This window comes from Roseateles puraquae, assembly GCF_002205845.1.
GTDB lineage: Bacteria > Pseudomonadota > Gammaproteobacteria > Burkholderiales > Burkholderiaceae_C > Pelomonas > Pelomonas puraquae.
Genome location: NZ_NISI01000021.1, coordinates 25,965 through 35,390, shown reverse-complemented (window position 1 = coordinate 35,390; position 9,426 = coordinate 25,965). Strand labels below are relative to the sequence as shown.

Annotated in this window: 7 protein-coding genes; 4 read left to right on the top strand and 3 right to left on the bottom strand. The window is 67.1% G+C overall.

The features are described from left to right. Nucleotides 1-360: 360 nt before the first annotated feature. Nucleotides 361-1,158 carry a hypothetical protein gene (locus tag CDO81_RS26585; protein ID WP_144397423.1) on the bottom strand — a complete coding sequence of 266 codons (798 nt, stop codon included), beginning with the start codon at nt 1,156-1,158 and terminating at the stop codon, nt 361-363. A 248-nt stretch (nt 1,159-1,406) separates the two neighbouring features. Between CDO81_RS26585 and CDO81_RS26580 the strand changes: the two genes are divergently transcribed. The 4 genes from CDO81_RS26580 (at nt 1,407) to CDO81_RS26565 (ending at nt 7,265) form a co-directional block, all read left to right on the top strand. Next, nucleotides 1,407-2,345, top strand: a complete 939-nt coding sequence (locus CDO81_RS26580) for an IS1595 family transposase (RefSeq protein WP_088486291.1) — start codon at nt 1,407-1,409, stop codon at nt 2,343-2,345. Nucleotides 2,346-2,667: 322 nt separating this feature from the next. Next, complete coding sequence (locus CDO81_RS29205) at nt 2,668-4,224, top strand: methyl-accepting chemotaxis protein (protein WP_088486290.1); 1,557 nt, start codon at nt 2,668-2,670, stop codon at nt 4,222-4,224. Nucleotides 4,225-4,251: 27 nt separating this feature from the next. After that, nucleotides 4,252-4,839 carry a chalcone isomerase family protein gene (locus CDO81_RS26570; protein ID WP_088486289.1) on the top strand — a complete coding sequence of 196 codons (588 nt, stop codon included), beginning with the start codon at nt 4,252-4,254 and terminating at the stop codon, nt 4,837-4,839. Between the two features lie 92 nt (nt 4,840-4,931). Further along, nucleotides 4,932-7,265 carry an ATP-binding protein gene (locus CDO81_RS26565; protein ID WP_088486288.1) on the top strand — a complete coding sequence of 778 codons (2,334 nt, stop codon included), beginning with the start codon at nt 4,932-4,934 and terminating at the stop codon, nt 7,263-7,265. Here CDO81_RS26565 and CDO81_RS26560 read toward each other — a convergent pair. Together CDO81_RS26560 and CDO81_RS26555 are read right to left on the bottom strand one after the other, a co-directional pair. Then, nucleotides 7,240-8,133, bottom strand: coding sequence for a carbonic anhydrase (locus tag CDO81_RS26560; protein WP_088486287.1), 894 nt, complete (start codon nt 8,131-8,133; stop codon nt 7,240-7,242). The two genes, CDO81_RS26565 and CDO81_RS26560, sit on opposite strands and share 26 nt — an antisense overlap. A gap of 45 nt (nt 8,134-8,178) precedes the next feature. Continuing rightward, a complete protein-coding gene (locus CDO81_RS26555) occupies nt 8,179-9,387 on the bottom strand; it encodes a multidrug effflux MFS transporter (protein ID WP_088486286.1) in 1,209 nt (402 codons plus the stop codon). Between the last annotated feature and the right edge of the window lie 39 nt (nt 9,388-9,426).

The following is a 9,426-nucleotide window of genomic DNA, read 5'->3' as shown; positions in this document are numbered from 1 at the left end:
CCGCCCGCGACGCTCTGATAGGACGCTATTTCTCCGCGCGAACGGCATGCAACCTCATCGTCCGTCGCGGACGGGGTTTTGCAGACCTTCCCTAGGCATCGAAGCCCAGACGGGCGCCATCTTCGAAGGACGCAACAACCCGGACCTGCATGTCCGGCCCCAGCCGCCGGTCAGCCAGTGTCATCTGGTGAGGTCAGAGGCGGACTGGCAGAACATCCCATCTGGACTGTCGGGCGACGCGGACCGCTGGGTCTTCCGCGAAGACACCTGCGACTCGGTCACGCGCATCAGGCGGGGCCGCGTCTACCAGTCATATGGGAACAGCCAGCCACAGATGGTCGTCATCGCCCGCGTCCGCCCTCAACCTCGCTGATAACGATCAACCACCATAGACCCACGCCGGCGACCCCCGGCGACAGCGACGCCACGCGCGACCGACGGGCGATAGCTCGTAAACGGGGTGTGGGCGAGAAGCGGGGCCTGCACAGGTACTGTGGACTTCGCAGGTTCGATGAGAAGGTCCGCTTCCGTCAGCTTGCGCGAGTAGCGGCGAGCGCTGTACCCGTCCAGGATCTTCACAGACCGGCTGAAGCCGAAGACTGTCAGCGACGCACTGAGCAGGATCGCTGGGGGGCACGCCAAGAAGGTTGAAACCTGCATTCCCAGGCCGTCCACCATCCAGGCATTGGAGTACCAGGCCAAAAAGAAGAACGTAGCCGTGAAGCCGATCGCGTAGATCCAGAACGCGACGATGAAGGTACACGCGGGGCGGTCTCGGAGCCAGCGGGCCCAGTTCTCCGCCCAGACGACCCTCGGTACACCGGCCTCGTCAGCCTTGATCTCAACGATGCCCTTGATCGTCTTGGTCAGGCGGGTCAGCTTTCGCCAATCCTTCAGATGCAGAACGCGCAGGCCGTCCTCGTGTGTCTTGGCCGACGGAACGAGCTCTTCAAGCAGCGAGCGGTTCAGCTGCTGTGCGTAGATAGAGTCGTCGCCTTTGCTCTTCTGTAGCTCAGCGAGGATGCGGTGATGCAATTCATGCTCACTGCGGCGCGGCTTGTCGCTTTGCAGCGCCCCGCTCAGCTTTTCCAGCACGAACCTTGCGACGATCGGCAACAAGCCTAAGAGCGCGGCGGGCCAGGTCAATTCAGACAGCATGCAAGTTCCCCAGGGGCCAGACAGTTGGCGCGCAAAACTTAACGGCGAGGTGGCTCATGGCGTGATCCACCCCATCACCCTGTGAACGTCGTTGCTCGAATGTTCTGTGCCGACCGGTCAAGACAAGCGGACCGGTGCCGTTAAAAATGGCTCTTTGCGCATTGATTGAGGATGGCTCATCTGGTGAGCCAACGAGCTGAGACATTGACCGGCGCGCCCCGAACCGTTGGGGCCTCAAGGAGCCGGTCATGCGCACCCGAGAACTTAGAAGACTGCTGGCTGAGGCAGCGAAGCTGCGTACCGCGCAGAAACATGTCTTGATGCAAGCGCTGCAGGCGGCGGGCGACGCGGCCCAGGTGGTGCAGGCGGTCGAATCGCGAGCGCTGGCATGCCCGCACTGCCACGGTGAGCGCATCGTTCGCAACGGCCACGCCAGCGGGCTGCAACGCTACAAATGCCGAGGCTGCGCCAGGACCTTCAACGCGCTGACGGACACGCCGCTGGCGCGGCTGCGTCACAAGGACAAATGGGAGCGCCAGGCAGAGGTGTTGCGCCAAGGCCTGAGCGTGCACCAGGCGGCCAACACCTTGGCTGTGGCACCGAGCACGGCGTTTCGCTGGCGGCATCGCTTCCTGCAACTCCCGCAGAACCTGCGGGCCGAGAAGCTGCAAGGCGTGGTCGAGGCCGACGAGACCTACTTCCTGCGCTCGTGCAAGGGCCAGCGGGTGAGTGGTCGCAAGGCGCGCCATCGCGGCGGCAGCGCGGCCAAGCGAGGCCTGTCCGATGAGCAGGAGCCTGTGCTGGTGGCACGGGACCGCTCAGGCGCCACGGCGGACTTCATCCTGCAACGCCCGGACAAGTTGCACACAGCACAGGCGCTGGCGCCGGTGCTGGCCCCGGACGCTGTGCTGTGCACCGACTGCGGCGGCGCGCTGGGTGCTGCGGCCCGGCAACTCGGGGTCGAGCACCATGCCTTGAACATCTCCAGAGGCCCGCGCGTGCAGGGTGCCTGGCACATCCAGAACGTCAATGCGTATCACGGCCGACTGAAGAACTGGATGCGCCGCTTCAACGGCGTGGCCAGCGACTACCTGGCCAGCTACCTCGGTTGGTTCCGTGCGCTGGACCGGTCAGCTCAAACTCCCGGCAAACCCGCACCATTCCTCACGATGGCCGTCGGCGCATGAGGCGTCACGAACCAATGCGCAAAGCGCCTTAAAAATTGCCTCGGTTTCCAACTTTCGGAAGGAACGGGTTTCCAACTTTCGGAAGGAACGGGTTTCCAACTTTTGGAAGGGTTCCCACAGTGGCGTCATGAGCGCCGGTGTCGCGTAGGCGTCAGCCATGTCATGGCCTGTTTTGCTGCACATATCACGCGGCGCGGCGGCGTTACCTCGCTCAGATCGTGGGGGCCCCGGTTATTTCTGCTGAAATTTCCTGCAGTTTCAGGCGCTGGCCTCGATGCATCGAGGGTGAGACACCAGCACCGCAGACCTCCGAGGACGTTTCATGACCTTTTTGTCCCGCATGCGCATCGGGCAGCGGCTGACGGCCGGCTTCTCCGTCGTGATTGCCTGCCTAGTGGCGATGGCCGCCTTGGGATACCTGGGCATTCAATCGCTCAACGGCGAGATCTCGCAGTTGCTGAGCAACGACTACAAGGCCGTGGCGCTCGCCAACAAGGCCAAGAGCGAGCTCGGCGACGCCTCGCGCAGCATGATGACCACGCTCATCATGACGGGTGACGAGCAGATCAAGAAGGAGCTCGACACGGTGGCTGGCCTGATGGCGGCCCACGAGAAGACCATGGCCGAGCTCAAGCCGCTGCTGACTGACGAAGCCAGCCTCGCGCAGCTCAAGGTGATCGAGGAGGTGCGGGCCAAGTTCATCCCCGCACAGGCGTCGTTCGTGAAGACCGTGGCCTCGGGCGACACCGAGGGCGCGCCGCTGAAGTACCAGTTCTCCGTGCGGGCGGCGCAGGTGCGCTACCTGGCCGCGCTGGACAAACTCGTCGAGGCCCGCAATGCCGCGATGGAGGAAGCGGGCAGCAAGTCCAACCAGGTCGCACGCAAGACCGCCCTGCTGCTGTTGGGCCTGGCGGTGGCGGCCATCGTCGCGAGCGTGCTGACCGGTCTGCTCATCACGCGCGGCATCGTGGTGCCGCTGCGCGGCGCGGTGTCGGTGGCGCGCAAGGTGGCGTCGGGCAACCTGACCAGCGTCATCGAGGTGCGCGGCCGCGACGAAACGGGCGAGCTGATGCAGGCGCTGAACGACATGAACGAAAGCCTGAAGGGCATCGTCGGCCGGGTGCGCGAAGGCACGGAGTCGATCGCCTCGGCCTCCAGCGAGATCGCCAGCGGCAACCTGGATCTGTCGGTGCGCACCGAGGCGCAGGCCGCCTCGCTGGAGCAGACGCTGTCCGCCATGAAGACCCTGACCGACGCGGTACAACACAACGCCCAGAACGCCCAGCAGGCCAATCAGCTGGCCCAGGCCGCGTCGCAAGTGGCCGGCGAAGGCGGCCAGGTGGTGGCCCAGGTGGTGCAGACCATGGGCAGCATCGATGCGTCGTCCAAGAAGATCGTCGACATCATCAGCGTCATCGACGGCATCGCTTTCCAGACCAACATCCTCGCGCTCAATGCCGCGGTGGAGGCGGCACGCGCCGGCGAGCAGGGCCGCGGCTTTGCGGTGGTCGCGGGCGAGGTGCGCTCGCTGGCCGGCCGCAGCGCCGAGGCCGCCAAGGAAATCAAGCGCCTGATCGGCGATTCGGTCGAGAAGGTGGCCCTCGGCAGCGAGCTGGTGGCCAAGGCCGGCAGCACCATGCAGGGCGTGGTGGCGAGCGTGCAACGGATGACCGACATCATGGGCGAGATCACCCATGCCAGCGCCGAGCAGGGCGCTGGCATCGAGCGCGTGACGCATACCATCCATGACATGGACAAGAGCACGCAGCAGAACGCCGCGCTGGTGGAGGAAGCCGCTGCCGCGGCCGATTCGCTGCGCACCCAGGCCCAGGGCCTGGAAGAGGTGGTCGCGCTGTTCAAGCTCGACACCGGCCGCTGATTTCCGACTCGACGAACAGGAGACCGCATGAAGATCCCCACCCCCGCCCGCTGGCTGACCGGCCTGGCCCTGTCCCTGAGCCTGGCAGGCCTCGCGCCCGCCGCCGAAGTTGCCGGCGTGAAGCTGGAAGATTCGGTCAAGGTGGCCGGCAAGGAGCTCAAGCTCAATGGCGCCGGCGTGCGCACCCGCATCGTCGTGAAGGTCTATGTGCTGGGCCTGTACCTGACCGAGAAGAAAGACTCGGCGGCTGGCGTGTTGGAGTCGACCGGCCCGCGCCGCTTCACGCTGACCATGATGCGGGAAGTGACCGGTGACGAGCTGGGCCAGGCCTTCATGGCCGGCATCACCGCCAACACCGACAAGGCGGAGCGCTCCAAGTTCGTGAACCAGCTGGCCCAGTTCGGCGATGCCTTCGTGAGCATCCCGCAGGCCAAGAAGGGCGACACGGTGACGGTCGACTGGGTGCCCGACACCGGCACCGTCATGTACTTCAACGGCAAGCAGCAAGGCGAGGCCATGAAGGACATCGGCTTCTACAACGCCATCCTGAAGATCTGGCTGGGCGACAAACCGGTCGACTCTTCCCTCAAACCGGCACTGCTGGGCAAGGGCTGACCCGCCATGCCGCGTCAAAAGCGCCACGCCGCCATCGCGACGGGGCGCTTTTTTCTTTTGGCGTGCCGATCTCGTGGCAGCATCGACGCATCTTGAGCCGCAAGCCCTCGTCCTCTCTCTTCGCCGCCCTGGCCCTGGGCGCCAGCATCGGCCTGCTGCTGCCGGCCCTCATCGTTGGCGGCCTGTTCATCGGCCTGCGGGAAGCGCAGGTGGCCGAGCAGTCACTGCAGCGTGACCTCGACGCCAAGCTCGACGTGCTCGCCAGCAGCCTGCCCGAGCTGCTCTGGAACCTGGATGCTGTGGCCGCGCGCGAGGTGGTGTCCGCGATCGTGAAGTCGCCCGAGGTGGTGCGGGTCAGCGTGAGCGATGCATCGCAGGGCCTGCCCTTCATCGAGAACCACATGCCCGAGCGGCGCCTGGGCAAGACACTCACGGGCGAGCGCGACATCCTGCGCGGCGCGACCCGCATCGGCCACATCCAGATCGAGATTGACGACCACCTCAGCACGACGGCCGTCATGCGCCAGCGCTGGGTCTACGGCGCGACCGTCGGCGGCCAGCTGCTGGCCTCGCTGGCGCTGGTGCTGTGGTTGCTCAATTCACGGCTGTTCCGGCCGCTGCGCGAGCTGGGCGACTTTGCGAACGATCTTGCCGAGGGTCGCTTCAGCGCCAAGCTGGCGCACACCCGCCAGGACGAGATCGGCCTGCTCGGCGGCCACCTGGAGCACATGCGCGATGCGCTGCAGCAGCAGTTCGAGGCGCAGCGCCACCTGATCGATCGCCTGCGCGGCATGGCCGAGACGGTGCCGGGCGTGGTCTACCAGCTGCGCCTGGCGGTCAACGGCGAGTTCAGCTTCGCCTATGTGAGCGAGGCGGTGCGCGAGTACTTCCTGCTCGGCAGCGCTGAGCTCAGCCGCAGCGCCGCTCCGTGGTTCGAGCGCATCCACCCGGACGACCGTGCGCTGGTGCGCGACAGCCTGCTCGCCTCGGCCCGCAACCTGAGCCCCTGGCAGCAGGAGTTCCGCACGCCGCTGGTCGACGGCGGCGAACGCTGGCTCTACGGCAATGCCATCGCCCAGCGCGAGGCCGACGGCAGCGTGCTGTGGCACGGTTTCCTGACCGACATCTCCCGCCAGCGCCGCGACGCGCTGGAGCTGGAGCGCTACCGCCACCACCTCGAAGAGCTCGTCGAGGCGCGCACCGCCGAGCTGGCGGAAGCCACCCAGGCCGCGCAAGCGGCAAGCCTGGCCAAGAGCGCCTTCCTGGCCAACATGAGCCATGAGATCCGCACCCCGATGAACGCCATCATCGGCCTGACCTACCTGGCGCAGAGCGACACCATCGAGCCCGAGCAGCAGCAGCGGCTGCAGAAGGTGGCCAACGCGGCGGAGCATCTGCTGAGCGTCATCAACAACGTGCTCGACTTCTCCAAGATCGAGGCGGGCAAGCTCAGCCTGGAGCGCCGTGAGTTCACGGTGGACCAGGTGCTGGACAACATCGCCAACATGACCACGCAAGCCGCCGCCGCCAAGCGCCTGCGCGTGGAAACCGACATTGCGCCCGAGCTGCGCGGCCGCCCCCTGATCGGCGACCCGCAGCGTATCTCGGAGGTGCTGCTCAATTTCGCCGGCAACGCGGTCAAGTTCACCGAACGCGGCTTCGTGCGACTGCGGGCCCAGTTGGCGCCGGCCCATCACGGCACGGGGCTGGGCCTGCGCTTCGAGGTCATCGACAGCGGCATCGGCATCGCGCCGGAGGCGCAGAGCCGGCTGTTCCGCGACTTCGAGCAGGCGGACAGCTCCACCACCCGCCGCTATGGCGGCACCGGCCTGGGCCTGGCCATCTGCCGCCGGTTGGCCGAGCTGATGGGCGGCCAGGTGGGCGTCGACAGCACGCTGGGCAGCGGCAGCTGCTTCTGGTTCTCGCTGGACGTCGAGGCGCCGGCACAGGCGCCGACCGTGCCCACGGCGGCGCCGCGGCCGCATTCGGCCCGTGAGCGGCTGGCCAGCCTGGTGCAGCGCCAGCCCTGCCGCATCCTGCTGGCCGAAGACAACCCGGTGAACCAGGAGGTCGCCGTGGCCCTCATCGGCAGCGCCGGCCTGGTGGTGGATGTGGCGGCCGATGGCCAGCAGGCGGTCGACATGGTCAAGACGGGCCACTACGCCCTGGTGCTGATGGATGTGCAGATGCCCGTGATGGATGGGCTGGATGCGACACGCGCCATCCGCGCCCTGCCCGAGGGCGCCCAGCTGCCCATCCTGGCCATGACGGCCAACGCCTTCGACGAGGAGCGCCAGCGCTGCCTGGATGCCGGCATGGACGACCATGTCGCCAAGCCCGTGGTGGCTGAACAGCTGTTCGCCACGCTGCACGACTGGCTGTCGGGCGCGCGCAAGACGCTCAAGGGGCGCCCAGCGACTCCTTGATCAGCCGCCCCGAGCCCGCCTGCAGCGGCCGGGCGTTCATCGGGTAGAGCTTGGCAAAGACACCCATCTGCTGGGCCGACAGGCCGACCGGCTGGCGCATCACCATCCACAACACGCCTTCGGTGCAGGGCGGCGTGGTGAGCGAGCCCATGTAGGTGTAGTAGCCCCGCTCCGCGGGCAGCAACTGGCCGACGTCCAGCGATACCTGGGCCGCCACCGGGTCGCCCTTTTCAAGAGGCAGGTTGGCCCAGACGGTCTGGATGAGCGGGTGGGGCTTGTCGTCGCGCGAGCGCTCGATCAGCACCGCCACCACCGCCAGCCGCCCTTGGGCATCACGGTGCACGAGGTGGGCGACCATCTCGAACTGCTTGCCGTTGATGCGCTCCTCGCTCGGCCGGTGGAAGTGGAACTGCACCAGCTCGTAGCGGCGGCCCATGACCGTCAGGCCACTGCCCGGCGCCACATTGACCTGGATGGTGTGGCCGTTGTCCAGCACCGAGAAGCTGCCGGCCCGGTAGTCGAAGCCGATGGGCTCGAGGTCCACGGCCAGGCCCTCGCGGATGTCGATGGGGCTCTGGCGCGTGCCGACAGCGCACAGCTTGTTCTCGGGCGACAGCTCGGCCCAGCGATCCGGGCCGACATCACCCGTGTAGCCCCAGTGAGGCGCATGCCGGGCCTCGGGCTTGGCCTCGCGCCGAGCCTCAGGCCGACCGGGGCGGGCAGGCGCCGTCTTGGCCGTGGCCGACTCACCCTTGGTCGACAGCCGCTCGGCCAGGCGCTGGCGCAGCACCTCGGCGGGCTCGGACGATTCCTGCGCTTGGGCGGCGAGCGCGAGCAGACAGGCGGCGGCAATCAGGCGCTTTCTCATACGTCTGCTTTTCGGCAGCTCCGGCGCCGGCTTGAGCGCCGGCGCTCAGCTCACCACCGAGCGCCGCACGCCATACCAGGCGAACAGGCCCACCAGCATCAGCGCGGCCGACGTGCAGGCCAGGGCGAGCGTGGAGTGCATCACCAGCGGCACCAGGACGCCGGCGACCAGCCCGTTGGCGGCCGAGCCGATGCAGGCCTGCAGCGACGACGCCATGCCGCGCCGCTCGGGCACCTGGTCAAGCACCAGCAGCGTCACCACCGGCACCATCATGGCCCAGCCGAAGGCGAACAGGCCCACCATGGGCAGGGCCCAGAAGGCACTGAGCGGCGCGAACAGGTTCAGGCTGATGTTGGCCACCGACACCGCGAACATGATGCGAAAGCCGCGCATGATCTGGCGCTGAGGGCTCATCTTGCCGGCCAGACGGCCGCTGACGGCCGCCCCGGCCATGATGCCGCCGATGCTGCACAGGAAGAACCAGAAGAACTGCTGCGGCGCGAAATGCAGGTGCTCGCCGAGGAAGACCGGCGTGGCGAGCACGTAGAGGAACATGCCGTTGAACGGAATGCCGCTGGCCAGCACCAGCATCATGAACTTGGGGCTGCTGCACAGCCGCCAGTACTCGCGCATCAGCGCCCCCACATGGAAGGGCTGGACGAGCGTCGGGTGCAGGGTCTCGGGCAGCAGCCGCCAGTTGGACACCAGCAGCGCCCCGCCCACCGCGGTCAGGAACCAGAAGATGGAATGCCAGTCGGCGTGCACGAACAGGAAACCGCCGACCATGGGCGCAATGGCGGGCGCCACGCCGAAGAACAGCGTCACCTGCGACATCACGCGCTGCGCGTCCGCCGGTGGGAACATGTCACGGATGATGGCGCGCGACACCACGATGCCCGCGCCCGCCGACATGCCCTGCACCGTGCGCCAGAACACCAGCTGGCCGATGGAGCTCGCAATCGCGCAGCCGACGCTGGCCAGCGTGAAGATGCCCAGACCGATCAGCACCACGGGCCGGCGGCCGAAGCAGTCGGACAGCGCGCCGTGGAAGAGGTTCATGAAGGCGAACCCGAGCAGGTAGGCCGACAGCGTCTGCTGCATCTGCACCGGGGTGGCGTTCAGTGCCGACGCAATGCCGGAGAAGGCCGGCAGATAGGTGTCGATGGAGAAGGGGCCCACCATGGCCAGACAGGCCAACAGCACGGACAGGGCCCAGCGCGGTGCACGCCACAGGCGGCTGGCGTCAGGATTCATCGGAGGGGGCGCGCGGCACTCGGTAAAGCGACCCAGTGT

Excerpts from the sequence above, each read along its gene's own strand:
- CDO81_RS26555 (WP_088486286.1), bottom strand. The coding sequence starts at position 9,387 with ATGAATCCTGACGCCAGCCGCCTGTGGCGTGCACCGCGCTGGGCCCTG.
- CDO81_RS29205 (WP_088486290.1), top strand. The coding sequence starts at position 2,668 with ATGACCTTTTTGTCCCGCATGCGCATCGGGCAGCGGCTGACGGCCGGC.
- CDO81_RS26580 (WP_088486291.1), top strand. The coding sequence starts at position 1,407 with ATGCGCACCCGAGAACTTAGAAGACTGCTGGCTGAGGCAGCGAAGCTG.
- CDO81_RS26585 (WP_144397423.1), bottom strand. The coding sequence starts at position 1,158 with ATGCTGTCTGAATTGACCTGGCCCGCCGCGCTCTTAGGCTTGTTGCCG.
- CDO81_RS26570 (WP_088486289.1), top strand. The coding sequence starts at position 4,252 with ATGAAGATCCCCACCCCCGCCCGCTGGCTGACCGGCCTGGCCCTGTCC.
- CDO81_RS26560 (WP_088486287.1), bottom strand. The coding sequence starts at position 8,133 with ATGAGAAAGCGCCTGATTGCCGCCGCCTGTCTGCTCGCGCTCGCCGCC.